This window comes from Shewanella sp. UCD-KL12, from assembly GCF_001957125.1.
Classification (GTDB): Bacteria; Pseudomonadota; Gammaproteobacteria; order Enterobacterales; family Shewanellaceae; genus Shewanella.
Genome location: NZ_MPHJ01000004.1, coordinates 138070 through 164957 on the forward strand (window position 1 = coordinate 138070; position 26888 = coordinate 164957).

Below are 26888 nucleotides of genomic sequence, written 5' to 3' on the forward strand. Positions count from 1 at the left end.
TCAGCCTCGTTTTGCCATTTAAATACAGGGTATACCGTTTGGTATTAGTCCCTGGATAATAACGAAAATAAAATTGGAAACTAAAATGAAAAAAGCCACCTTATCATTAGCGATTGTTTTGTCATTTGCAGGCATAGCAGGTTGTCAAACTCAGAAAGATAAACCTACCCCAGTTAATTCGCAGGCTGCGCAGCAACAGAGCTTTGCTACATTCTCAGCTCAATTTATTGATGAACTATGGAAAGAGTCGCCTACATGGGCATTGTATAGCGGCTTTCACAAATATGATGGTGTGCTGAAAGTGCCTAATGCTGAAAATAGAGCCCATTCACTCGCTTTTAATCAGCGCCAACTTGAAAAGTTAACGGCATTTGACACAACAAAATTAACGCCAAGTGAGTTAATTGATTATCGACTAATGGAGAATCTGCTTCAAAGAGATATCTGGGATATCACTAAATTTAAATCATGGCAGTGGGATCCATCCTCTTATAATGTTGCTGGTGGTTTCGCGCAGTTGATCAATGAAGATTTCGCGCCGCTAGATACTCGTTTACGCTCAGTGCTTGCAAGAATGGAAAATGTTCCTGCGTATTATCGCGCAGCACGCGAAAACATCACTAACCCTACACTTGAGCATACCCAGCTGGCGCATATGCAGAATCAGGGGGCTTTTTCGGTCTTTTCCGATGAACTACTTGAGCAAGTCTCTAACTCTGGGCTGACTGAAGATGAAAAGGCGTTATTCGTCCAGCGCTTTAACCTAGCAACGGATGCAATTAATGAACAGATAACTTGGCTAGAGGATTTAGCGACAAAACTTGAACAGCAAGGCGCTCGTAGTTTTAGAATTGGCGAAGCGCTTTATGAAGAGAAGTTCTCTTTTGATATTCAGGCTGGAATGAGTGGTAAAGCACTGTATGAGAAAGCCTCGGCGGATAAAGTCAGGGTTCAAAAGGAGATGGCAAAGATCACTGAGCAACTTTGGTCTAAATACTTTGATACAGCAAAGCCTGAAGATGACAATATTGCAACGCGACAACTGATTGATAAGTTATCATCTAAACATGTTCAACGTGATAATTTTGTTGATGAGGTTCGCGCACAAATTCCTGAACTGATTAAGTTTGTTAATGATAAAAAGCTGGTTACTTTAGACCCCGAAAAACCTTTGGTTGTACGTGAAACTCCCGAATATATGCGCGGTTTTGCAGGTGCCTCTATCAGTGCACCGGGCCCATACGAAAAATCAAGCAACACATACTACAATGTAACGCCGCTTGATGGCATGAGTGATGAATCAGCTGAAAGTTATCTGCGTGAATATAACCATTGGATATTACAGGTACTCAATATTCATGAAGCGATCCCAGGGCATTACACCCAGCTTGTTTACTCGAATGAATCTCCAAGTATGATCAAGAGCCTGTTTGGCAATGGCGCGATGGTTGAGGGCTGGGCGGTTTATACCGAACGTATGATGCTTGAAGAGGGGTATGGAGATTTTGAGCCAGAACTTTGGTTAATGTATTACAAGTGGAACCTACGTGTTATCGCCAACACCATCCTTGATTACAGCATTCAAGTTAAAGGGATGACTGAAGAGCAAGCCATTGCATTGATGACAGAAGAGGCGTTCCAGCAAACCGCTGAGGCCGAAGGTAAGTGGAGAAGGGCAACACTTAGCCAAGTTCAGTTAACTAGTTACTATTCTGGCTATCGTGAAATTTATGATTTCAGAGAGGAGCAGAAAGCCGCTCAAGGTGAGAAGTTTTCTTTAAAGGGTTTTCATGAGGAGTTCCTAAGCTACGGCAGCGCCCCAGTAAAATACATTAAGGAGCTCATGCTCAAGCAGTAATTTCCACACCACGCTTTTTTAAAAAAGGCCAGCATAAGCTGGCCTTTCGCTTTTTATCGTATCAAGTGCAGTTTATTCACAAACTATTAACCTTAAGTCTTAGTATAAATAACTAGCATGGCTCACAATTATATAAAAAACTGCTGGAAATCTAACATTAGCTATAGTAGTGTTAATGATAACGGTTCGCATTCGCAATGTTTGGTGAGATGAGCAAAATATTACTGGTTGATGATGATCTAGTTTTTAGGGAATTACTTGAGGAAGCGTTAGAGGCAGAAGGACACGATATTGTTTGTGCTGAGAATGGTTTTGAGGCACTGACACTATTAGATAAAGACCTCCCCGACATAATACTGCTAGATATCATGATGCCGAAATTAGATGGATTTGGTTTATTGGCTGCAAGGAAAGATCAGATCCCTGTGATAGTTATTTCTGCCATCGATAATGAAGATGAAAGAATAAAAGGCTATGAACTAGGGGCTGATGATTTTCTGACGAAGCCTTTTAGCGTAAAGGAGCTTTTAGTCCGCATGATTGCATTACAACGTCGCGTAGAGTTAACTCGGGCAGAGCAAGTATTACCGCTCTCAACATCTGACAATGAAGTCAAATTTGATGAGATTCAATATAGTGTTTCTATCGCCTCGAGAAAAGTAACTCTCACTCAAACTGAGTTTAAATTATTTAAATATCTCTTCGAACGAAAAGGAGAGGTGATCACTAAGCAGGAACTGCAACGTAGTGTGTTACAAAAAGATTTAGGTCGATTTGACCGTAATCTTGATATGCATATTAGTAATACGCGGCGAAAATTAGCTGATACTCAGCTACCTAAAACCTTGATCAATACTGTTAGGGGTCAAGGTTATAGTTTTGCAGCTTGGTAATTGATTAACATTTCGTATGTAAAAGCCACACTCGATGTGGCTTTTTTGTTTTTATCCCTACCCAAGTTTTTAATTTCGTTTATCCTATAGGCAATCAATTGAGTCGATAAATAGCAGTGGCTCACTCTATTAGAATAATTAAAGGAATTGGTATGCGGATCAGTGCAAATTTTGATGGTGGAAATATCGAAGTCATCAATCAAGACGATATTAATGATGTGCAATTAGCGATACGCCCAGATGAGGGTGGGGAGTTTTATCAGTGGTTTAATTTCCGTCTCGACGGTGAAGTCGGTAACCGCTATATCCTTAATATTATGAATGCTGGTTCGGCTTCCTACCCACAAGGGTGGGAAAACTATCAGGCTGTGGCTACCTACGATAGACAGCAGTGGTTTAGGCTACCAACTGAGTACAAAGACGGTAAACTGACTATAGCAGTAGATCTTGATTGTGATGCTATTCAAATTGCATACTTTGCTCCTTACAGCTACGAGCGTCATCAAGATTTACTTGCCGCTGTACAGGTCCACCCACTGGTCAGTTTAGAGCATTTAGGGCTGACACTCGATAATCGTGACCTGACCTTAGTTAAGGTTGGCAATGGTGATGAATCTAAAGCAAATATCTGGATCACTGCACGTCAGCATCCAGGTGAAACTATGGCTGAATGGTTAGTTGAAGGCTTTATTAATAATTTGCTCGATAGTGACTGCGCTAATGCCAAAGCCTTACTCGATAAAGCTAACTTCTATATTGTGCCAAATATGAATCCTGATGGTAGCGTAAGAGGACATTTAAGAACGAATGCTGCTGGGGTCAATTTAAACCGAGAATGGCAAAGCCCCTCTTTAGAGAAAAGCCCAGAAGTATTCCACGTGACCAATAAGATGAAAGAAACTGGCGTGGATCTTTTTTACGATGTTCACGGTGATGAAGGCTTGCCATATGTATTTCTTGCTGGCTGTGAGGGCGTTCCTTCTTACAACGACAAGATGGCTAAATTACAGCAAAAGTTTGTTGATGCATTAATGCTAACCAGCGCTGATTTTCAAACTAAATTTGGCTATGACAAAGATGAGCCAGGAAAAGCCAACTTAACAGTAGCGTCTAATTGGGTGGCAGAAACTTTCCAATGTTTATCAAATACGCTTGAAATGCCTTTTAAAGATAATGATAATCTTGCTGATCCTATGTCAGGCTGGTCTCCTGAGCGTTCTATTTACCTTGGCGAAGCATCACTTACAGCCATGCTCGCTGTCGTTGATGAATTGAAGTAATCAACGTGAGGCTGGAGATGACTCTGGCCTCATTTACGTACTATAAGAGCTAGAGGTAGTCATGGCGTTAATAGAATGCCCGAGTTGTAAGAAGCGGATTTCCAATAAAGCAAAAGAATGCAGTTCATGCAAAGCTGATCTGACTGGTAATACTCAATCAATGAAAGTTATCAGTGATATTAAACGTGGGAATCAACTTTTGAACCACAGTATGCTGTGTATGACACTCTTTATTGCTGGGGTTGTTATCTGGTTTTGGGGCGGTGAGCCTGCAGAAGGTATGCGATCATACATTGCTGGCGCTTTTTTCGTTTTAGGCTTTGTGGGATACTTAATCACTAGAGTAAGAATAGTGCTGCATAAACGGAAAAAAGTATGACAGATATTAATAAACTCGTTGATGAGATGCCTCATGAAGTCTATGAAAGGTTAATCACTGGCGTGGAGCTTGGAAAGTGGGAAGATGGTACACGTCTATCTGCTGAGCAGTTAGAGTCGACGATGCAATTGGTTATGCTTTATCAGGCGAGAAGGCTTGAGCAGACTGACCATCTCACCGTTAATGGTAACGGTGAGCTTAACGAACTAAGCAAGTCACAGCTAAAGAAACAGTTTAAAGGTGAGGCAATCGCTGAATTTAAAGAGAAAGACCTCTAACAACAGACTTAGGAGCTAATCACTCGCTCCTAAGCTTTTTATTAATCTTCGCTCAACTCGCCAACTAAACTTCTTTGCATTGCCTGCCTAACTTCATCGGCTGAGAGTGGTTGAGACAGTAGATAGTGTAATTTTGTCAAGGCGGCCTCAGTCGTCATATCAGCTCCACTTATCACACCAGCCGCTTCAAGGGCGTTACCGGTGGCATAGCCAGACATATTTACCTTCCCTTGTAGACACTGAGTTAAGTTGACAAGGATTATCCCTCGTTGACTCGCATCAGAGAGTACCTTCAATAAGGCTGGGTTTTGAGGTGCATTACCGACACCGTAGGTAAGCAAGATAAGAGCCTTAACCGGTTGCTGAAGAATATTTTCAATAATATCTGTGGTGATCCCAGGGTAAAGAGTCACAACACCTATCGGTTGCGGACTAATACATGCAACCCCGAGCTTTTTTTCAGCGTGCTTTGCAATCTCGCCGGCTTTTACACGAATTTGAATACCTGCTTCCAATAACAATGGAAAGTTAGGAGATGCAAAAGCCCCAAAGCCATCAGCATGGGCTTTAGTCGTTCTGTTACCGCGAAATAGTTTGTTATTAAAGAACAAACCGACTTCTGCTATTGGATAGTTTGCAGCGATATAAAGCGAGTTTAGTAGGTTTGTTTGTCCATCAGATCTTAACTGTGCAAGGGGGATTTGAGAGCCGGTAACGATGACAGGCTTTGTAAGGTCTTGCAGCATAAATGACAGGGCTGAAGCGGTAAAGGCCATAGTGTCAGTACCGTGCAGGATCACAAAGCCATCATACTTGTCATAATTGCGCTTGATGTCATCGGCAATCATCTGCCAATCAGTCGGTGCCATATCAGATGAATCGATTAATGGACTGTACTCTTGAATCACAAAATTTGGCATATCATCATGATAAAACTCTGGCATTGCTTTTACACAGTCAGTTAAAAATCCAGCAACAGGCGCAAAACCATGATCTGTTTTTTGCATACCGATTGTGCCGCCTGTGTAGGCTACATATATTGAACGTTTTTTCATTGTTATTTTCTGATGATCGCAATTTGGCAGAAGTATACTTGTTTGAGTAGGTTCACCCAATGATTTATGAGACTAAAGTAGGAAAAAAGTGATTCGGTAGGTGTTATAGCGGTTTCAGGCAATAAAAAAGCCCGATAGTGTTGACTCTATCGGGCTAAGTATACGTTTAGCTTTTAAAGCGTGCAGTTATCACAGTAGAGATACATACCGTTTGGATCATCGAAGCTATTAAACTCATCGATAACGCCTGACCATTTTATCAGCAGTTGCTCTATCACTGAGTTTCCTATGTCACTTTGTGGAAGATACACTGCAGCAGAGGCAAACATTTCCTGAATAAACTGCTCTTGTGGGGTCAGTTCCTGCTCGATAATTTGAGTATCAAAGTCGGTGAGCTCAGCCATCTCTGCCGCTTTTGCTACAGCATTATCAAGATCGCCAACTTCATCGATAAGCCCAAGCTCTAATGCCTTTTGGCCAGACCAGACTCGCCCTTGAGCGATATTATTCACAGCCTCTAGGCTCATCTCTCGTTCGTTAGCCACGAGTGAGATGAAGTCTTGATAACCGCGCTCAATATGACGCTGGATAACACTTTTTATTTCAGGTGTTATCCCTTTAGCCACTGAGATCCCAGCCCATTCAGAGGTCGCTACACCATCGGTGTGTATACCTATGCTTGAAAGAGAATCCTCAAAAGTGGTGATCATACCAAAGATACCGATGGAGCCTGTGAGTGTTGTTGGGGTTGCGTAGATATAATCTGCACTTGCAGAGATCCAGTAACCACCAGAGGCGGCATAACTGCCCATACTCACAACAACGGGTTTACCTGCAGTTTTAAGTGCAATGACTTCTTGACGGATCTGCTCAGACGCAAACGCGCTGCCGCCAGGACTGTCGACTCTAAGCACTACAGCTTTTACTTGATCATCGAATCTCGCTTTTCTTAGCAGTTGTGAAGTACTTTTACCACCAATTTGGCCAGCGGGTTGGTTTCCATTAAGGATTGTACCTTTAGCTACAATGATACCGACTGTATCTTCGATAAGAAGATCTGGAAGGGTCGTGATCAATGATTGATAATCGGTAAGGCTAACTTGCTTGTATTTATTACCTTCAGCAGCTTTACCAACAAGATCAATCATCTGTAAGCGAAACGCTTCTTCAGAGGCGAGTTCATCTACTAAACCTAAATTAATCGCCATATCAGCCGATTTTCCGCCAGCTTTATCGAGCTCAGCAAGGTAGTCCTGAGCATTTAAAACAAGACTATCAGATGCAATATCACGGTTGTTTGCTACCGTTTTAGCATAGCTTGCCCAGAGATCGTTAAGCAGCGCAATATTAGCCTCTTTAGCGGCAGGGGACATGTCGTCACGTATATAAGGCTCAACGGCTGATTTAAAGGTACCAACCCTGAAAATATGGGCATTGATTTTTAACTTATCCAAGGCAGATTTATAATACTGACGATAACGACTTAAGCCTTCGATTTGAACGCTACCTTGGGGGTTTAAGTAGATAGTGTCGGCAAAGCTAGCAAGAAAGTATTGGTTTTGGCCGTAACTGTTGCCCTTTGCAATTATAGGTTTGCCCGATGCTTTAAAGCGGTTGAGTGCTTCACCTATGGTTTGTAGCTTGCTGACGCCAGTCCATCTGAGTTTACCCATATCAAGCACTATCGCAGAGATTCGCTCATCGGCGGCAGCGTTATCGATAATCGTTAATATATCAGCGAGTAATAGTTCACCTGCATCATTGCTTTTATTGCTTTTCATCGCAGCTTCAAACGGGTCAACTTGACGCTTTTGCTCGACAATTGAACCTGCGAGGTTTAATACTAAGGCTGAGCCGTCTTCTACTTTAACCGCTTCATCTGAAGTGACTGCAATCAGCAGTATTGCGAGAATCCCGAAGAAAAATAGGTTCAGGGTAAATTTACGGATCCCATTGATGGTATTCCATAGCAGCAGAAATATTCTTTTAATTAATGAGGGTTTAGCGGACATTATCCAATCCTTTATGGCTCTAATAGGTCTATGCTAACTGAAAAATTACATCAAAGGGTAATTCAATTGTAAAGGAATCTAATAAACTGGCCTCTATTCGAGTATTGAGCTTAACGTAAACAAGAGGTATGCTGATTTAAATCACTTGTTTTAAAAGGATGTTTGAATGTCGTTTCCTTACTTATTAGAACCTTTAGACTTAGGTTTCACCCAGCTCAAAAATCGTGTACTTATGGGCTCAATGCATACGGGTTTAGAAGAGGAGAAGGGCGGCTTTGACAAACTAGCAGCTTTTTATAAGGAACGTGCCTTAGGTGGTGTAGGCCTTATTGTCACCGGGGGTATTTCGCCTAATCTTAGAGGAAGACTTGCGCCTAACGGTTGTCAGCTTAGTTACCCATGGCAAGTGGGCAAGCACAAAGGGATCACGCGCGCCGTACATGATGCTGGCGGTAAGATCTGTATTCAGCTGCTTCATGCAGGCAGGTATAGCTATCATCCATTCTCAGTCGCACCTAGTAAACTTAAGGCACCAATTAATCCGTTTACGCCATCTCCAATGTCTGTCAGGCAGATAAAAGGCACTATCAAAGATTATGCTTCATCAGCTGCCCTATCAAAAAAAGCGGGCTATGATGGCGTTGAGGTCATGGGGTCTGAAGGTTACCTGATTAACGAATTTGTCTGTGCAAGGACCAATGTTCGGACGGATGAGTGGGGAGGTAATTTTGAAAACCGTATTCGTTTCCCGTTAGAGGTCGTTCGCAGCATTCGAGAAAAAGTGGGTAAAGAGTTCATCATTATCTTTAGGCTATCTATGCTAGATCTGGTTGATAAAGGCTCGAGCTGGCAAGAGGTGGTAGACCTGGCTAAACGTCTAGAGCTGGCTGGGGTAAGCATTATTAATACTGGTATTGGTTGGCATGAAGCCAGAGTACCGACTATTGCTACAAGTGTCCCTAGAGGCGCTTTTGCTTGGGTGACTGAAAAACTCAAAACTGAAGTGTCAGTGCCTCTGGTTGCAACTAACCGCATTAATACCCCAGAAGTTGCAGAGAACATTATTGCCTCTGGGCAGGCTGATATGGTCTCAATGGCTAGACCGTTCCTCGCCGATGCGGATTTTGTTAATAAAGCTGCGGCCAACACCCCTGAACTCATCAATACTTGTATAGGCTGTAATCAAGCTTGTCTAGATCATGTTTTTGCCAGAAAACGTTCAACATGTCTTGTCAACCCAAGAGCCTGTTATGAAACAGAACTTAACTTTCACCCTGTTACTAAGAAAAAACGTATTGCGGTGATGGGAGCCGGACCTGCCGGTATGGCATTTTCAGTTTATGCTGCAGGGCGTGGTCATGAGGTGGTACTTTTCGAAGCGAAAAGTGAAGTGGGTGGTCAGTTCAACTTGGCAAGGAAAGTCCCTGGTAAAGAGGAATTTGATGAGACAATTCGCTATTTTAATGAACAGATGAAGCGTAATAATGTTGAGCTTAGACTCAATACTCGCCTCGATGCATCTGTTGTACGTGATGAGCAGTTTGATGAAATTGTGATGTCATCAGGTGTTGTGCCTCGAGCGATTGATATTGAGGGATTTGACGATGCACGCGTCGTTGATTACCAGCAAGTATTAAACGGTGAAGTAAAATTAGGTGAACGCGTGGCGCTCATCGGGGCAGGCGGTATTGGTTTTGATATGGCGCATTTTCTTTGTGAGCGAGAGTCATCAACCTTAAATCCAAACCGTTGGCTAAAGGAGTGGGGAATAGATAAAACCTATGCCGAGCCAGGTGGCTTAATGGTCGCTGAATCTAATCATAGAGACGAGAAAGAGATTTATCTACTGCAGCGTAAGACAAGCAAGATGGGTAAAGACTTAGGCAAAACAACTGGCTGGATCCACCGCGCTGTTTTAAAACAGCATAATGTTAATATGATCGCAGGCGTAAATTATCAAAAGTTTGACGATATGGGGCTTCACATAACGGTAGATAATAAAGCGCAGGTACTAGAAGTCGATAATGTCGTGCTATGTGCAGGACAAGTTTCTAACCGAAGTTTGTTTGACGAAATGCAGGCAACAGGTTTGCCCGTACACCTTATTGGTGGCGCCGATGTTGCCGCTGAGCTTGATGCAAAGCGCGCAATCAGACAAGGTGCAGAACTTGCGATAAAGCTGTAAGTATACACAGCTAAAGTTTGGTAGGCTGATTTAATAGAGAGTATGCTTTTTCTTTGGAACAGTCATCTATCTACAAAGTGATGATCTATAGCAAAGCTTTGACATTTACTTGTTGAATTCAAGCTGCTTAAGTCAAGTTAGTGCCATGATATGAGACTAAGGTCTCCCTATTTGTGGATCGTATTGACGTTAAATTAATTGTTGCCGATAATAATTGATAGTTTTACTTTTTAAGATTCCATATTTACTAAATATGCTTACTATTTTGTTGAGTAATGTTTTAGCACCTAGCTAATCAAAATAAGCAGCAAATGACAGTTAAGTAAAATCAGCCCTGATCAGAAATGCTCGGGGCTGTGTTGGTTTCGGGGTAGGAATATTGCCACTAATTGCTAGCTCACAGGCTCTGTGAGCCGCTTCCCCACCAACTATTAAGGATCTTAAAATGAGTTTATTTAGCTGCTCTAGCGCATCGTTTCATAAGTCAAACTCCTCATATCAAGTCGGTGAATGGTTAAAGAGAGCAAACACGATCTGCTCGGATAACATTGATGTTATCAACTGCTCCAAAGATATGGTTGAATCAGCTTTCTGTATGAATGAAAGGTGGCATACTGGATTGTTTTGTCAAAGATCCAATACTGAATCTTTAGTTTTATCCGCACTTATCAATGGAGCTTGCCACTTCAGAGATACATCCCATAGAGAAACACTTTTTACTGCATTCGCTATTGCGTTAGCTCGCCATGAAACTGGTCATTTAGATTATGCTTTTTACTCAGGAATGGATCTGGAAATGCTCGATACTGCGGTTAAGTTTAAAGTGAGCAATGCTAATCAGTTAAAGAGTGTCATCTGTTCAGAGATATTATTGGAAACGTAATTCAAAGCAATTTTTAGCTGGCTAAAAAGTTACCTTTGATTAGCGGTTGAATTGGTAAACCTTTTAAGAAAATTAAGGTTTTACGCTAGTTAGATGACAGCGAGGGATGAGTTTTACGGCGCTTTGTTCTTTGCGTCGTACTGAATGGCAATTTAAGTCGGGCTGTTTGGCTTAAGCTCGGATGGGCTTGAGACTTGTCGATGGCCTTGAGTTGGCGTCGTAGTAGCTCGCTTGGGCGCAAGCTCTGCACCCGCACTCGATAATGCTAAGTCTAAGTCGCTCGTTGGGGTACAACAGCAAGGCAAACACTCATCATCTTCAAGCTCAATAAGTGGCTGTGTATGATAAACAACACTGCCACTATTGATCTTGGTTTTACATGCACCACAGTAACCGTTGCGGCACTCAGAGAAGACTTTAACTCTCTTCTGTTCGAGTGCATCTAACAGACTGATATGCTGCTGATTGAACAGCAGCACTGGTTGTCCATTAAGGCTTACAATAGGTGCCTTATGTAGGATCTTAAAGTTCGAAGTCATCGAAATCATCATCTGAGACAGTCGCATCAACTTGGCCAACAAGGTAAGAAGTGATCTCACTCTCTTGTGGAGCTACTTGAACGTTATCGCTGACAAGATAAGTATTAATCCAAGGAAGTGGGTTGTTCTTGATGGCAAATGGCGGTTCATAGCCAATTGCTTCCATACGATTATTACTTATATATTCAATATACTGCTTCAATATTTCAGCATTTAACCCGATCATCGAGCCATCTTTAAATAGATAATCTGCCCACTCTTTCTCTTGGTTTACAACATCAAGAAATACTTGGCGTCCCTGTTCGCGTAGCTCTTGAGAAACTTCAACCATCTCAGGGTCATCACTGCCATTAGCCCACAGTTTAAGAATGTGCTGAGTACCTGAAAGGTGTAGCGCTTCATCACGGGCAATCAGTTTGATTATTTTTGCATTACCTTCAAGTAGTTCTCGCTCAGCAAAAGCAAATGAACAGGCGAAACTAACATAAAAACGAATTGCTTCTAAAGCATTCACAGAACACACTGCAAGATACAGACGCTCTTTTAGTTTGCGCTTAGACACTTCAATTGTTGTGCCTTCAACTTCGTAAGTCCCTTCACCTTGCGACTGAAGAAGCTGAGTCGTTAAAATCACATCATCAAAGTATTTGGCAATACTGGTGGCACGTTTCAAAATAGCTGGGTTAACCACGATATCATCGAACACTTCACCAGGTTCTGTGAATAGGTTTCGTAGAATATGGGTGTATGAACGTGAGTGGATCGTTTCACTAAATGCCCAAGTCTCTACCCAAGTCTCAACTTCAGGCAGCGAAACAAGTGGTAGTAATACGGCATTGACTGAGCGAGCGGCCATACTGTCGAGAAGTGTTTGATACTTGAGATTTGAGATGAATATATGCTTCTCAGACTCAGTTAAACGCTGCCAGTCGGCTCTATCTTTTGAGATATCAATTTCCTCTGGACGCCAGAAGAAAGACAGCTGCTTTTCGATAAGTTTTTCAAAAGAGACATGTTTTTGTTGATCATAACGAGAGACGTTAACGGAGTTGCCCATGAACATAGGTTCGAGTAGTTGATCATTTTTTACTTGGTTAAACGTCGTGTAGGTCATGAACGTCCCTTAGAGATAGCTAATTGGTCTGTGATAAATGTCGAAAAAGTAGGTGTACGACTGAATATCACGAAACGCTTACAAAAATTGTGAGCCAATTAAAAAGTAATCTTACCTTTGTTATTGGCTCACATTATTATTTTTCAATGAAAGTAGAGGTGCTTAGATCTTACAAGCGCCGCCTTCACAACCTTCATCTTCTTTTTCGACACTAACGATATCGTTATGAGCATCGGTCGCACCATCACGGGTGTTATGATAATAAAGGGTTTTAACACCGAGCTTGTATGCATTAAGAAGATCTTTTAGCAGTACTTGCATCGGGACCTTCTGACCATCGAAGCGTGATGGGTCATAGTTAGTGTTTGCTGAAATAGCTTGGTCAACAAACTTCTGCATTAGACCAACTAACTGTAAGTAACCATCATTATTCGGCATCTGCCAAAGCAGCTCATAGCTATATTGGTACTTTTCAAAATCAGGTACCACTTGCTTAAGTTGACCATCTTTACTTGATTTAACACTGATTAGTCCACGAGGTGGCTCGATACCATTTGTCGCGTTAGAGATTTGAGAAGATGTCTCTGACGGCATAAGTGCTGAAAGTGTCGAGTTACGTAGTCCGTGTTGGACGATATCTTGACGCAGTGTTTCCCAGTCCATATGAAGCGGTTCATCACAAATCTGATCGAGGTGACGCTTGTAGGTATCAATTGGCAAGATACCTTTAGAATATGTTGTTTCATGGAAAGAGGGGCATGCACCTTGCTCTTTTGCCAGGTTCATTGAGGCTTTCAATAAGTAGTATTGAATGGCTTCGAACGTCTTATGAGTGATGTTGTTTGCAGAGCCGTCAGAGTAACGCACACCTTCTTTGGCAAGGTAGTTTGCAAAGTTGATCACGCCTATCCCAAGCGTACGACGATTCATTGATGACTTTTTCGCTGCGATCAGTGGGTAGTCTTGATAATCGAGTAGGTTATCAAGTGCCCTAACTGCAAGATCAGACAGTGATTCAAGCTCTGAAAGATCTTTAATTGCGCCCAAGTTTAATGCTGAAAGGGTACAAAGCGCGATTTCACCTTCTGGATCATCGATGTTGTTAAGTGGCTTAGTCGGCAAAGCAATCTCTAGACAGAGGTTTGACTGTCTTACTGGTGCAACTTTGCTATCAAATGGGCTATGGGTATTACAGTGATCGACATTCTGAATATAGATACGGCCTGTTGAAGCACGCTCCTGCATCAGTAGCGAGAAAAGCTCACTGGCTTTAACTTGTGTCTTACGTACAGACTCATCTTGCTCATATTGATGGTATAGACGTTCAAACTCATCTTGATCTTCAAAGAAAGCGTCGTATAGACCAGGGACATCCGATGGGCTAAACAGACTAATTGAGCCGCCTTTGATTAATCTTTGGTACATCAACTTGTTAAGTTGAACACCGTAATCAAGTTGACGTACACGGTTGTCTTCAACACCACGGTTGTTCTTAAGTACGAGCAGCGATTCAACTTCTAGATGCCATAAAGGGTAAAACAGGGTTGCAGCACCGCCGCGTACACCACCTTGTGAACAAGATTTTACCGCAGTTTGGAAATACTTGAAGAAAGGCAAGCAGCCAGTATGGAATGCTTCACCACCACGAATAGGGCTACCTAAAGCACGAATACGCCCTGCATTCACACCTATCCCGGCACGCTGACTGACGTACTTAACAATAGAGGAAGCTGTCGCATTAATAGAATCAAGGCTGTCACCACACTCAATTAATACACATGAGCTGAATTGGCGAGTTGGGGTTCGAACGCCAGCCATGATTGGTGTTGGCAATGAGATCTTAAAGGTTGATACCGCATCATAGAACTTCTTAATGTAGCTCAGACGCGTTTCAGCAGGGTATTTCGCGAATAAACAAGCTGCCACTAAAATATAGAGAAACTGTGCGCTTTCATAGATCTCATGACTCACACGGTTTTGGACCAAGTACTTGCCCTCTAGCTGTTTTACCGCAGCATAAGAGAAGTTCATATCACGCCAGTGGTCAATATATCCATCAAGGATATCTATCTCTTCGCGGGTGTAGTCGTTGAGGATATGGGCATCGTATTTGCCAAGCTCAACTAAATTAACGACGTGGTCATAAAGTTTTGGCGGCTCAAACTGTCCAAATGCTTTTTTACGTAGATGAAAAACAGCTAAACGAGCGGCAAGAAACTGGTAATCAGGTGCCTCAGGGGAGATCAAATCAGCGGCGGCTTTAATGATAGTTTCATGAATAGCTTCAGTAGGGATACCATCAAAAAATTGTAGATGGGAGCGAAGCTCAACTTCTGAGACTGAGACATTGTTAAGATCTTTTGCTGCCCAGTCGATGACGCGATGGATTTTTTCGAGGTCAATTGTTTCGCGTTCGCCACTGCGTTTAGTGACTTTCATATTGCTATTCATTAAAGATAGGCCTTGATTCTAATATTATGAAGAAGAGCAGCACAGCTCTCCTTACGATTCCCTGTATAACAATCTTAATTCACACTTCTTCGGTAACTTCCATGAGTTTTTCCGAATGGGTTCTAGTGTCTGCGATTGTCACTTACACACAATATATAGTGTTTTAAAATTTCTAAGGTACAAGATAGTGTTGTTGCCGCCATTTTGCAAGTGTGTTTTCAGTCAATAAGCTGGGGGAATCTTGTGGATAACTTGAGGGTAAAATAATTGGTTAGTAGCGGCTTACCTATAAGGTTTGAACTCATTGGGTTTGAGAGCTTCAGGCTAAATATTCGCCGAATAAATTTAATCGTGAAGATCAGTACAATGATTGATTATCTTTTAGATCGCTAGGTGTAAAAACGATCGGATCCTTTCGATCATGACTTGCAACCGTTGTTGAGTAAGAAATGAAATGTGGCGAATTAAAGCGCGAAATTCGCCACTGGAGCTTTACTCGAGGATTATCATCTTGGGATGTGTATATGAGTAACTATGAGGCCAGTCATTAGGCGAGTCGTTAGGACCTATATAGCCCCATAGTGCTATACCACCATGCATAGCACTATTTTGTGCCGCGATAAGGTCACGCTCTGCATCACCGAGGTAAAGAATTTTTTCAGGATGACAATTGATCTGCTGCGCAGCGAGTAACATCGGGGCTACATGGGGTTTAGAGAATTGTGTTGAATCCCCGCTAATCACTGTTTTTACTCTATCGGTCAGTGCGAGCGCATGCATAAGAGGGCGAGTGAATCGTGCAGGCTTGTTGGTGACCACACCATATGGGATGTTTAAGTCATCTAAATGACTTAGAAACTCACTGACACCATCGAATAAGCGTGAAAACTGACCGTTGACCACCTGGTAGTGATTGAGTAAGCCTTGCTGAATCGAGTATTGTTGCTCATCGCTAGATTGACCAACAGCGGCTTTTACAAGCGCTAAGCTGCCATTAGAGGCTGCCTCTCTGACAGCAGAAAGCTCAACAGACTGGAAACCATGATCATTTAAGCTAAGGTTAAGCGCTGCGACAAGGTCTGGCGCTGTATCGACTAAGGTACCATCGAGATCAAAGAGTACAGCGTGTATTTTATTTGTCGCTTTGCTTAACGTCATTTTAGGCCTGTTATGTTTAGTCGTTACTCTTACGGGTGGCTATCATATAGTTTACGTCGACATTTTTGGTGTAGGTAAACGTTTCAGTGATAGGGTTGTACGTGATACCCGTTGCATCTTCACAGAATAACTCTGCATTTTCAGCAAGAGAGATAAGTTCAGATGGCTTAATGAACTTATTATGATCGTGGGTACCAACAGGTAGCATCTTTAATAGGTACTCTGCACCTAGAATAGTTTCCACGTAGGCGCGAAGATTTCTATTAATAGTAGAGAAAAAGACATGGCCACCAGGTTTTACCATATCGGCGCAGGCTTGGACGACTGAGCGTGGGCTTGGAACATGCTCTAGCATCTCCATGCAAGTGACTACATCATAAGCTTCACGGTGGTTTTCACGATGAGATTCTGCAGTGTCCTGAATATAATTGAGTTCCACGCCAGTTTCTAATGCATGGAGCCTAGCAACATCTAGAGGTTCAGTGCCCATATCAAGGCCTGTGACATCAGCGCCAATTCTAGCCATGCTCTCAGCGAGAATTCCGCCACCGCAACCTACATCAAGGACACGTTTACCAAATAAGCCTTCGCTTGCTTGATCAATATAGTTAAGCCTAAGAGGGTTAAGTTTATGCAGAGGCTTGAATTCTCCTTCAGGATCCCACCAAGTCGCTGCCATCTTTTCAAATTTTTCAATCTCTTTTGGATCGACATTTATTTCTTGCTGAAGTTCCTGGGCCACTATATCACCTCGATAGCGTTTACTGTTTTGGTCATTATACCTATAGGTAATGAGATTCAAAGCCTTGATAAATGTGAAACGAGCGAATATTTCAACAATTGATGAATTAGCGAACATTCTTTGATTTTAATTAACTTATTCGTCTTGTATCACTTATTTTTGGTGAATGTTGAATAGGGTCTGGTAGCAAAAAATAACTGTGTTAGAATGCCAAATCACGTTTTCAGGCTATTCAATTTCATCGCTCCATATGGGAGGATGATATTTAAGCTAATTTTCAAGGGATCGAGCAGTTTATGACTGATCTGGCTTCATCTATAACACCAATTAATATTGAAGACGAATTAAAGAATTCATATCTAGATTACGCGATGAGCGTGATCGTTGGCCGTGCTTTACCGGACGTTCGTGACGGCCTTAAGCCTGTTCACCGTCGTGTTTTATTCGCGATGAGTGAACTAAAAAACGATTGGAACAAACCTTATAAAAAGTCGGCACGTGTTGTCGGCGACGTAATTGGTAAATATCACCCACATGGTGATACTGCGGTATACGACACTATTGTACGTTTAGCCCAACCATTTTCAATGCGTTACACATTAGTAGATGGTCAAGGTAACTTCGGTTCTGTCGACGGCGACGCTGCAGCAGCAATGCGTTACACCGAAATCCGTATGGATAAGTTAGCCCATCAACTATTAGCCGATCTTGAAAAAGAGACCGTTGATTTTGTGCCTAACTATGATGGTACAGAACATATCCCTGAAGTGATGCCTACACGTATTCCTACGCTTTTGGTTAACGGCTCTTCAGGTATTGCGGTTGGTATGGCAACCAATATTCCACCACACAACCTCAATGAAGTGATCAGTGGTTGTTTAGCCTTAATTGATGAGCCAGCGCTATCAATTGAACAGCTAATGGAATATATCCCAGGCCCTGATTTCCCTACTGCGGGTATCGTTAATGGCCGTAAAGGGATTATTGACGCTTATAAAACAGGTCGCGGACGTGCTGTAATGCGCGCACGAGCTGAAGTTCAGACCGAAGATAATGGTCGTGAGCGTATTATCGTTAACGAAATTCCTTATCAAGTTAACAAAGCACGTCTGATTGAGAAGATTGCCGAGCTAGTCAAAGATAAAAAGATTGAAGGCATTAGTGGTCTACGTGATGAGTCCGATAAAGATGGTATGCGCATCGTTATCGAAATCAAGCGTGGTGAAGTGGGTGAGGTTGTTCTAAACAATCTTTACGCACAAACACAAATGCAGTGCTCTTTTGGTATTAACATGGTGGCATTGACCAATGGTCAGCCTAAATTGTTTAACCTTAAAGAGATGCTAGAGTGCTTTATTCTACATCGCCGTGAAGTGGTTACTCGTCGTACTGTATTTGAGCTTAAGAAAGCACGTGAACGTGCTCATATTCTTGAATCTTTAGCGATTGCATTAGCCAACATTGATCCAATTATCGCGCTTATCAAAGCATCACCGACCCCTGCTGAAGCAAAAGTTAAGCTTGTTGCTCAAGGTTGGGCGCTTGGTCATGTACAAGGTATGCTCGAAAAGGCTGGTGATGATGCAGCTCGCCCTGAATGGTTAGAGCCTCAGTACGGTATCCGTGATGGCAACTACTACCTGACAGAACAGCAAGCACAAGCGATACTTGATCTTCGTCTTCACAAGCTAACCGGTCTTGAACACGAAAAGATCTTAGCTGAATATGAAGAACTACTAAAAATCATCGCTGAGCTTCTTTACATCCTTCGTAGCCCTGAGCGCTTGATGGAAGTGATCACTGAAGAGCTGCAGGAAGTACTTGAGAACTTCGGTGATGAGCGTCGTACAGTAATTAATGCCAATGAAGTTGATATGAGTCTTGAAGATCTGATCAACGAAGAAGATGTTGTTGTTACACTTTCTCATTTGGGCTATGCCAAGTATCAACCTTTGACCGATTACCAAGCTCAGCGCCGTGGTGGTAAAGGAAAATCTGCAGCTAAAGTAAAAGATGAAGATTTTGTTGAGAAATTATTGGTAGCCAATACTCACGATACCATTCTTTGTTTCTCTGACTTTGGTAAGCTTTATTGGCTTAAGGTTTATCAATTACCACTTGCTAGCCGTCAGGCTCGTGGTCGCCCAATTGTTAATTTACTGCCGCTATCTGAAGGTGAGCGCATTACTGCTATCTTGCCTGTACGTGAATATGAAGATGACAAGTACATCATCATGGCGACATCGCATGGCACAGTGAAGAAAACAGCACTAACCGCTTATAGTAACCCACGTGCGAACGGTATTATTGCGGTTAACCTTAAGGATGGCGATCAGCTTATTGGTGTCGATATTACAGATGGTAATGACGATATCATGTTGTTCTCTGATGCTGGTAAAGTAGTTAGATTTAACGAAAAAGTCCGTGATTCAGAAACGGGCCTTGTGAAGTTAGATCCTGAAACAAACGAAGAAGTATTGGCACTAAGACCTATGGGTCGTACCGCTACAGGTGTACGTGGCATACGTCTTGAAGACGATCAAAAAGTTGTTTCTTTGATTGTCCCTAAAGAAGATGGGGCTATCTTAACCGTAACTGAAAACGGTTATGGTAAGCGTACAGCACTTGAAGAGTACCCAGCGAAGAGCCGAGCAACGAAAGGTGTTGTTTCAATCAAGGTAAGCGATCGTAATGGTGCTGTTGTTGGCGCGGTTCAGGTCGGTGAAAACGATGAGATAATGCTGATCAGTGATAAGGGTACCCTTGTGCGTACGCCTGCTACCGGCGTATCGTCAATTGGTCGAAACACTCAAGGTGTTACCATTATCCGTACTGCTGACGATGAGAAGGTTGTCGGTCTTCAGAGAATTGATGAGATCCAAGAGGATGAAGTCGAACTTGATGAAGAGGGTAATCCTATCGTAGTTGAAGGCGGTGAAGCTGAAGCAACTGAAACTGTTGAAGGTGAAAACCCAAAAGCAGATGATACACCAGAGGCTGAACCTGCCGAGTAGGTTTTAATCTCTAAAACGAGCGTCCAATTGGACGCTCGTTTTGTTTTAGGCGTCGATTAATAGAAAAGATAATTCCAAATAGAAAAATATTATAAGTAAAGCAACCAGCCATCTGGCAAACTAATCTAAACAGTCAGTTTGTCATTAACAGATACGAGGATAATTAAGTGAGCACGACATATAATTTCTGTGCAGGTCCTGCAATGTTACCCCAAGATGTAATGAAAAAGGCGCAGTCTGAACTCTTAGATTGGAACGGGCTTGGTACCTCTGTAATGGAGATTAGTCATCGTAGCAAGGAGTTCGTTGAACTCACTGCACGCGCTGAGTCAGATCTTCGTGAGTTAATGTCAATACCTGCTAATTACCATGTACTGTTTATGCATGGTGGTGGCCGTGGCCAGTTCTCAGCTGTTGTGAATAATTTCTTGGGTGAAAATGGTCAAGCACTGTACTTAACCTCTGGAAGCTGGTCTAAATCTTCAGTAGAAGAAGCCAGAAAGTTAACCTGTGATGCTCAAATTGATAACCTTGATATTGTTGAAAACACCAATGGAATTAGTCAGGTAGTCATTCCTCAGCTCAATGAAATTGACAAGGATTATCGCTACCTACATTACTGTCCAAATGAGACAGTTGATGGTATCGAAATATTTGATGAGATAGACTCACCTTGGCCTATTATTGCTGATATGTCGTCAAATATCATGTCTCGAGAGATAGATGTCAGCAAGTATGGACTCATATATGCGGGTGCTCAGAAGAATATCGGTCCATCTGGTTTAAGTATTGTGATCGTACGTGATGACATGCTAAACCTGCCATGTTTACCTCAGTCTTCAATTATGGATTATCGTCTAGCGGTTAAACATGACTCTATGTACAACACGCCACCGACATTTGCTTGGTACTTAGCTGCTGAAGTATTTGCCTGGTTAAAAAGTAAAGGCGGCGTTGATAGAATGGCTAACACAAACCGTCAAAAAGCAGCGTTACTTTATGATTTTATCGACAGTAGTGACTTCTATACCTGTAAGGTTCATCAAGCTAACCGCTCTTTGATGAATGTTACCTTTTACCTAGCGAATGAAGAGCTTAACAGTGAGTTTCTCAAGCTCGCAACAGAGACCAATTTAGTCGCTTTGAAAGGGCACCGTAGTGTTGGCGGGATGCGCGCAAGTATTTACAACGCTATGCCAATCGAAGGGGTTGAAGCACTTGTTGAGTTTATGAAAGAGTTTGCAGCTAATAATCGTTAATGCAATTGGTACAACTTCGTTGACTAGATGAAAGCCTACAATGACTTTTCATTTAGCCAACGAAGTTGGCGTCAAATAGCAAAGCGTCCTACAGGGCAAAGCCCGTCGACTAACTTGCTATGCAAGCGTCTTTTAAATCACTTTTGCAATCGATTCTGCGAGGTAATCTACATTACCTAGGCCTATTCCCGCTATGCTTATCCTGCTTGAATCTACCATGTAGATGCTGTGTTCTTGCTGAAGACGTGCGACTTGCTCTGGATTGACACCCAAGAAAGAGAACATACCTTTCTGCTTAGCGATAAAACTAAAGTCTCGCTCCACGCCTTTCTCTTTCAGCTTTTCAACGAGCATACTACGATTGCCATTGATGCGGTCACGCATCACTTTCAATTCGTTTAACCACTGCTGTTTTAGCTCTGCTGAGCCAAGAATAGTTTCTACAATTGCTGCGCCATGAGCAGGCGGCATAGAGTAGATACAACGCACAACATAAAGAAGAACAGAGAAGGCAACGTTGGCTGAATTTGCATCCTTTCCGACAATAGAGCAAGCCCCAATACGTTCACGGTAAAGCCCAAAATTCTTCGAACAAGAACTGCATAAAATCATATTATCAACTGCAGCTGCCATTTTACGTACGCCGTAAGCATCTTCGTCGACACCATCACCAAAGCCTTGGTAAGCCATATCTATCAGCGGGGTAAAACCTTGCTGTTGAGCTATTTCGATGATTTCATCCCATTGGGTTGTGTTTAAATCCATACCACTTGGGTTATGACAGCATGCATGGAGCAAAACAACATCATCTGGCCCAATCTGAGAGAGTGCGGCTTTCATCTCATCAAATTTTAGGCTTTTACTGTCATAATCGTAATAAGGATAAGTTTTTACTTCCACGCCAGCGGCTTCAAACAGCCCTGTATGGTTCGCCCATGTAGGATCGCTAACCCAAATCACTGCTTTTTGTGAACTTGTAGCTTGACTCGCACGCTTAATAAAATCTGCTGCTACTCTCAATGCGCCTGTGCCACCCGGTGTCGAGACGGTACGGACTCGATTAGCTAAAATAGCTGGATTATCAGCGCCAAATGCCAGCTCGCCCAGTAGAGAGTTAAAGTCGGCAGAGCCTGTAGGCCCAATGTAAACTTTTGTTTCCTCGGTATCGATACGGTGTTGCTCTGCTTTTTTCACACAGTCTAAAATCGGTGTATGACCTAGCTCATCTTTATAAACACCAACACCAAGATCAATCTTTTGCGCGTGTGAATCTTCTCTATATTTTGTCATCAATCCAAGAATAGGATCGGAAGGCATCGCGGAGAGTGTATCGAACATAGATAAATAACCCTTTTTATTTGTTGGCTCAATCAGCCATTGGCTCCATGAGTTTAGAGTAACTTAATTCTAATCTTTAATAATAGTAATTCACGCTAAATGGCTAAAGTATTCATCTGGCATTATTTTGTTCCACCTATGCACACCGTTGATTAAGACGTAAACAAAAGTCACTTTTTTACCCATTTTTATAGAATATTTGATGGAAATATCGGGCTTTGAAATAAAATTACCTTTAAACAGCATAAAATCATAAAAAAGTGTTGAATAGTGCCGCTTAATCAGTAAATTTAGTACTACGAAGTTCAAACGCCGGTTAAACAGATCGCCATTTTGTCGTGATGGTGCTCCTAGTGTCTGTTTACCATGAACGTCTAATGTCAACCTGCGGTTTGTTTGTCCCGCAATGAAAAGAAGCATTTTAATGAAGCAGCTACGTCTTGAGCCTATTAACAAGGTCCAGGGAACGATTAATATTCCTGGGTCAAAAAGCATCTCTAACCGTGCACTATTATTAGCAACACTTGCTAAAGGCACCACGACACTCACTAACTTGTTAGATTCTGATGATATCCGCTATATGCTGACATCACTCAAGAAACTTGGTGTTAATTACAAACTCAGTGAAAACAATACTGTGTGTGAACTTGAGGGAATAGGTGCGCCGCTTAACGCGACTCAAGCCCAAACGCTTTTCTTAGGTAATGCTGGTACAGCAATGAGACCTTTGTGTGCTGCGCTTACTCTCGGACAAGGTGAATTCACTCTTACTGGTGAACCACGTATGGAAGAGCGCCCGATTGGCGATCTTGTTGATGCATTACGTCAATTAGGTGCCAATGTCACTTACCTTAAAAACGATGGTTTTCCGCCATTGGCCATAAACGCCACTGGCCTTAATGCCGGCGACGTTGAAATAGCAGGCGATCTATCTAGCCAGTTTTTAACCGCCCTATTAATGGTTGCTCCTTTAGCGAAAGGTGATGTCAACATTAAGATAAAAGGGGAGTTAGTTTCTAAGCCTTACATCGATATTACTCTCGCGCTCATGGCACAGTTTGGCGTTGAGGTTATCAACCACAATTACGAGTGTTTTGAGATTAAGTCTGGTCAAAGTTATGTATCCCCAGGCAAAGTGCTAGTAGAAGGTGATGCTTCATCCGCTTCTTACTTTCTTGCAGCAGGTGCTATTAAAGGTGGTGAAGTTAAGGTCACAGGCGTTGGCCTTAAAAGTATTCAAGGCGATGTAAAGTTTGCTGATGTACTTGAGAAAATGGGGGCTGAGATAGAGTGGGGTGATGATTACATTATCTCTAGAGTGTCAAAACTGAATGCTGTCGATCTGGATATGAACCATATTCCCGATGCCGCTATGACTATCGCGACTGCAGCACTGTTTGCAACAGGCACCACTCACATTCGTAATATCTATAATTGGCGAATTAAAGAAACTGACCGGTTAGCTGCTATGGCCACTGAACTTAGAAAAGTCGGCGCTATAGTTGATGAAGGGCACGATTATATTAGTGTCACGCCACCAGTAAAACCTCATACGGCAGCGATCGATACCTATAACGATCACAGAATGGCGATGTGCTTTTCTATGCTAGCGTTTGCCGACTGCGGTATAACGATAAATGATCCTGACTGTACGTCTAAGACCTTCCCTGATTACTTCAAGCAGTTTTCAGCGCTAGCACAGTAATTTTTACTGTGAAATTCCGAATCAATAAAGTGGGTCTTTAGATCCATTTTATTGATTTTCTACCTCATATTCCCGCTCAATATGCTGAATCAAATCTGAACTGGTACGCGAATTAGCTGAAGTTTTTACCGCTTTATTTATTTACTTGGTTTATAATACGCGCGCTTAATTTTTCAGTGTACGGATAATCTATGTGGGGTCACTGGAAGCACTCATTATAAAAATCTTAGGGAAGATAGATTTTACTGTGGAGAAATTTATGTCAGAACGGGCGCCTGTTGTCACTATTGACGGCCCTAGCGGTGCGGGAAAAGGAACCATTAGTCAATTGCTTGCCGAGAAATTGGGTTGGAAGCTATTGGACAGTGGAGCCATATACCGTGTATTAGCCTTAGCCGCTATTCATCATAATGTAGAACTTAATAACGAAGAGTCGCTTACCTTACTCGCCGCGCACCTGGATGTGCAGTTCATTACCGGCAGTGAAACTCAAGGTATTAAAGTTGTACTCGAAGGTGAAGATGTCTCAACAGATATCCGATCTCAAGAGTGTTCAAGTGCTGCATCTCAAGTCGCTGCATTCCCGCGTGTTAGAGAAGCATTATTACGCCGTCAACGTGCATTTAATGAAATGCCAGGTTTAATCGCTGACGGTCGTGATATGGGGACAGTTGTTTTTCCAAATACCCCAGCTAAAATTTATTTAACAGCATCTGCTGAAGAAAGGGCGCAGAGACGCTATAATCAGTTGCAGGACAAGGGCTTCGATGTTAATATCGACCGTCTTTTATCCGAGATTAAAGAACGTGATGACCGCGATATGAATCGCAGTGTAGCGCCTTTAATTCCAGCTGATGATGCATTAGTGATTGATACTTCGGGTATCGGGATAGAAGAAGTGCTCGATCTTGCATTGACGCACATACAAACAAATTTACCAAATCTAGGTTAATGTTAATCTAGATTTAACCATTCGCAGCATGGATGATGCGAATTATTATACTGACTCCACGTCCAGGATGAGCCGTGGTTTATTAAAGAAAGTAACTTAAAAATGACTGAATCTTTTGCTGATCTATTTGAACAATCCCTTAATGAACTTGAGTTCCGTCCTGGTTCTATCGTAACTGGTGTAGTTGTACGCATCGAGAACGGTACTGTACTAGTTGACGCTGGCCTTAAGTCAGAAAGCCCAATCCCAGCTGAACAGTTCAAGAACGCTCAAGGCGAACTTGAAATTTCTGTTGGTGATACTGTGCACGTTGCGCTTGACTCTGTTGAAGATGGCTTCGGTGAGACTCAACTTTCTCGCGAAAAAGCTAAGCGTCACGAAGCTTGGATTGTTCTAGAAAAAGCGTACGAAGATGCTGAAACTGTAATCGGTGTCATCAATGGTAAGGTTAAAGGCGGTTTCACTGTTGAATTAAACGGTATCCGTGCATTCCTACCAGGTTCTCTAGTTGACGTTCGCCCAGTTCGCGACACTGCTCACCTAGAAAACAAAGATCTAGAATTCAAAGTTATCAAGTTAGACCAGAAGCGCAACAACGTTGTTGTTTCTCGTCGTGCTGTTATCGAGTCTGAAAGCAGTGCAGAGCGTGATGCTCTTCTTGAGAACCTACAAGAAGGTCAATCAGTTAAGGGTATCGTTAAGAACCTAACTGACTACGGTGCATTCGTAGACCTTGGTGGTGTTGACGGTCTTCTACATATCACTGATATGGCTTGGAAGCGTGTTAAGCACCCATCTGAAATCGTTAATGTTGGCGATGAAATCGACGTTAAAGTACTTAAGTATGACCGTGAGCGCACTCGTGTTTCACTAGGTCTTAAGCAACTTGGCGAAGATCCATGGTTAGAAATCAGCAAGCGCTACCCAGAAAACACACGTTTGACTGGTCGCGTTACTAACCTAACTGACTACGGTTGTTTCGTTGAAATTGAAGAAGGCGTTGAAGGTCTTGTTCACGTTTCTGAAATGGATTGGACTAACAAGAACATCCACCCATCAAAGGTTGTTAACCTAGGTGATGAAGTTGAAGTTCTAGTTCTTGACATCGATGAAGAGCGTCGTCGTATTTCTCTTGGTCTTAAGCAGTGTAAAGTTAACCCATGGGATGACTTCGCAGAGCGCTTTAACAAGGGTGATAAAGTTACTGGTAAGATCAAGTCAATCACTGACTTCGGTATCTTCATCGGTCTTGACGGTGGCATCGACGGTCTAGTTCACCTTTCTGATATCTCTTGGAACGGTACTGGCGAAGAAGCTGTTGCTGATTACAAGAAAGGCGACGAGATCAACGCAGTTGTTCTTTCTGTTGACCCTGAGCGCGAGCGTATCAGCCTTGGTGTTAAGCAGACTGAAGACGATCCATTCAACGCTTACCTTGCTGATAAGAAGAAGGGAACTGTTGTTAACGGTACTGTTACAGCTGTTGACGCAAAAGGTGTTACAATTGAACTTGCGGAAACTGTTGAAGGTTACCTACGTGTATCTGATATCTCTCGTGAGCGTATCGAAGATGCATCTACAGTTTACTCTGTAGGCGACGCTGTTGAATCTAAGTTCATGGGTGTTGACCGTAAGAACCGTACTATCAGCCTATCTATCCGTGCGAAAGATGAAGCTGAAGAGAAAGAAGCAATGGCTAGCTTGAACAAGCAAGAAGACGCTGTGATGAGCAGTGCTATGGCTGAAGCGTTCAAAGCGGCTCGCAAGTAATTACTTGCAAGAGTGATCGCCTG

20 protein-coding genes are annotated in these 26888 nt (G+C 42.5%); 12 read left to right on the forward strand and 8 right to left on the reverse strand.

From position 1 onward, the window contains the following. Nucleotides 1–85 precede the first annotated feature (85 nt). The 5 genes from BM736_RS09855 (at nucleotide 86) to BM736_RS09875 (ending at nucleotide 4688) form a co-directional block, all read left to right on the forward strand. Nucleotides 86–1858, forward strand: coding sequence for a DUF885 domain-containing protein (locus tag BM736_RS09855; protein ID WP_076411413.1), 1773 nt, complete (start codon nucleotides 86–88; stop codon nucleotides 1856–1858). Between the two features lie 209 nt (nucleotides 1859–2067). Continuing rightward, a complete protein-coding gene (locus BM736_RS09860) occupies nucleotides 2068–2751 on the forward strand; it encodes a response regulator transcription factor (RefSeq protein WP_076411776.1) in 684 nt (227 codons plus the stop codon). Nucleotides 2752–2903: 152 nt separating this feature from the next. Then, nucleotides 2904–4031: a M14-type cytosolic carboxypeptidase gene (locus BM736_RS09865; protein WP_076411415.1), complete on the forward strand. Its 1128-nt coding sequence runs from the start codon at nucleotides 2904–2906 to the stop codon at nucleotides 4029–4031. A 61-nt stretch (nucleotides 4032–4092) separates the two neighbouring features. Continuing rightward, a complete protein-coding gene (locus BM736_RS09870) occupies nucleotides 4093–4410 on the forward strand; it encodes a zinc ribbon domain-containing protein (protein WP_076411417.1) in 318 nt (105 codons plus the stop codon). Next, nucleotides 4407–4688, forward strand: a complete 282-nt coding sequence (locus tag BM736_RS09875; RefSeq protein ID WP_076411419.1) for a YeaC family protein — start codon at nucleotides 4407–4409, stop codon at nucleotides 4686–4688. The genes BM736_RS09870 and BM736_RS09875 overlap by 4 nt, the downstream gene beginning before the upstream one ends. Nucleotides 4689–4729: 41 nt before the next feature. On the opposite strand, the gene ansA is transcribed toward BM736_RS09875, so the two are convergent. Together ansA and sppA are read right to left on the reverse strand one after the other, a co-directional pair. Further along, nucleotides 4730–5743: an asparaginase gene (gene ansA, locus BM736_RS09880; RefSeq protein ID WP_076411421.1), complete on the reverse strand. Its 1014-nt coding sequence runs from the start codon at nucleotides 5741–5743 to the stop codon at nucleotides 4730–4732. Nucleotides 5744–5916: 173 nt separating this feature from the next. Then, the gene (gene sppA, locus BM736_RS09885; protein WP_076411423.1) at nucleotides 5917–7755 is read right to left on the reverse strand and encodes a signal peptide peptidase SppA; all 1839 of its coding nucleotides are present in this window, start codon (nucleotides 7753–7755) and stop codon (nucleotides 5917–5919) included. A gap of 166 nt (nucleotides 7756–7921) precedes the next feature. Between sppA and BM736_RS09890 the strand changes: the two genes are divergently transcribed. Both BM736_RS09890 and BM736_RS09895 read left to right on the forward strand, forming a co-directional pair. Further along, nucleotides 7922–9940 (forward strand): FAD-dependent oxidoreductase, encoded by a 2019-nt coding sequence (locus BM736_RS09890; protein WP_076411425.1) that lies wholly within the window; start codon nucleotides 7922–7924, stop codon nucleotides 9938–9940. A gap of 445 nt (nucleotides 9941–10385) precedes the next feature. Beyond that, nucleotides 10386–10823, forward strand: coding sequence for a hypothetical protein (locus BM736_RS09895; protein WP_076411426.1), 438 nt, complete (start codon nucleotides 10386–10388; stop codon nucleotides 10821–10823). A 152-nt stretch (nucleotides 10824–10975) separates the two neighbouring features. On the opposite strand, the gene yfaE is transcribed toward BM736_RS09895, so the two are convergent. From yfaE to ubiG, 5 genes are all read right to left on the reverse strand, one after another. Next, on the reverse strand, nucleotides 10976–11362 hold the full coding sequence (yfaE, locus tag BM736_RS09900) for a class I ribonucleotide reductase maintenance protein YfaE (RefSeq protein WP_076411428.1): 387 nt from the start codon (nucleotides 11360–11362) through the stop codon (nucleotides 10976–10978). After that, complete coding sequence (gene nrdB, locus BM736_RS09905; protein ID WP_076411429.1) at nucleotides 11346–12476, reverse strand: class Ia ribonucleoside-diphosphate reductase subunit beta; 1131 nt, start codon at nucleotides 12474–12476, stop codon at nucleotides 11346–11348. Before nrdB ends, yfaE begins: the two co-directional genes overlap by 17 nt. Nucleotides 12477–12638: 162 nt before the next feature. Further along, nucleotides 12639–14927 (reverse strand): class 1a ribonucleoside-diphosphate reductase subunit alpha, encoded by a 2289-nt coding sequence (gene nrdA, locus BM736_RS09910; protein WP_076411431.1) that lies wholly within the window; start codon nucleotides 14925–14927, stop codon nucleotides 12639–12641. Nucleotides 14928–15419: 492 nt separating this feature from the next. Then, on the reverse strand, nucleotides 15420–16085 hold the full coding sequence (locus BM736_RS09915; RefSeq protein ID WP_076411433.1) for an HAD family hydrolase: 666 nt from the start codon (nucleotides 16083–16085) through the stop codon (nucleotides 15420–15422). Between the two features lie 16 nt (nucleotides 16086–16101). Next, nucleotides 16102–16827, reverse strand: a complete 726-nt coding sequence (gene ubiG, locus BM736_RS09920; protein ID WP_076411779.1) for a bifunctional 2-polyprenyl-6-hydroxyphenol methylase/3-demethylubiquinol 3-O-methyltransferase UbiG — start codon at nucleotides 16825–16827, stop codon at nucleotides 16102–16104. Between the two features lie 296 nt (nucleotides 16828–17123). Here ubiG and gyrA point away from each other — a divergent pair, with 296 nt between their 5' ends. Then, the gene (gyrA, locus tag BM736_RS09925) at nucleotides 17124–19841 is read left to right on the forward strand and encodes a DNA gyrase subunit A (RefSeq protein WP_076411435.1); all 2718 of its coding nucleotides are present in this window, start codon (nucleotides 17124–17126) and stop codon (nucleotides 19839–19841) included. 167 nt (nucleotides 19842–20008) lie between these two features. Continuing rightward, complete coding sequence (serC, locus tag BM736_RS09930) at nucleotides 20009–21100, forward strand: 3-phosphoserine/phosphohydroxythreonine transaminase (RefSeq protein ID WP_076411437.1); 1092 nt, start codon at nucleotides 20009–20011, stop codon at nucleotides 21098–21100. A 132-nt stretch (nucleotides 21101–21232) separates the two neighbouring features. Here the strand turns inward: serC and BM736_RS09935 are convergent, their stop codons facing one another. After that, nucleotides 21233–22438, reverse strand: a complete 1206-nt coding sequence (locus tag BM736_RS09935) for an amino acid aminotransferase (protein ID WP_076411439.1) — start codon at nucleotides 22436–22438, stop codon at nucleotides 21233–21235. A 424-nt stretch (nucleotides 22439–22862) separates the two neighbouring features. On the opposite strand from BM736_RS09935, the gene aroA reads away from it, so the two are divergent. The 3 genes from aroA to rpsA all read left to right on the forward strand — a co-directional run bounded on the left by aroA (nucleotide 22863) and on the right by rpsA (nucleotide 26865). After that, nucleotides 22863–24143: a 3-phosphoshikimate 1-carboxyvinyltransferase gene (gene aroA, locus BM736_RS09945; protein WP_076411443.1), complete on the forward strand. Its 1281-nt coding sequence runs from the start codon at nucleotides 22863–22865 to the stop codon at nucleotides 24141–24143. 259 nt (nucleotides 24144–24402) lie between these two features. Next, nucleotides 24403–25095 (forward strand): (d)CMP kinase, encoded by a 693-nt coding sequence (gene cmk / locus BM736_RS09950; protein ID WP_076411445.1) that lies wholly within the window; start codon nucleotides 24403–24405, stop codon nucleotides 25093–25095. 102 nt (nucleotides 25096–25197) lie between these two features. Next, nucleotides 25198–26865 (forward strand): 30S ribosomal protein S1, encoded by a 1668-nt coding sequence (rpsA, locus tag BM736_RS09955; protein WP_076411447.1) that lies wholly within the window; start codon nucleotides 25198–25200, stop codon nucleotides 26863–26865. The last annotated feature ends 23 nt before the right edge of the window (nucleotides 26866–26888 follow it).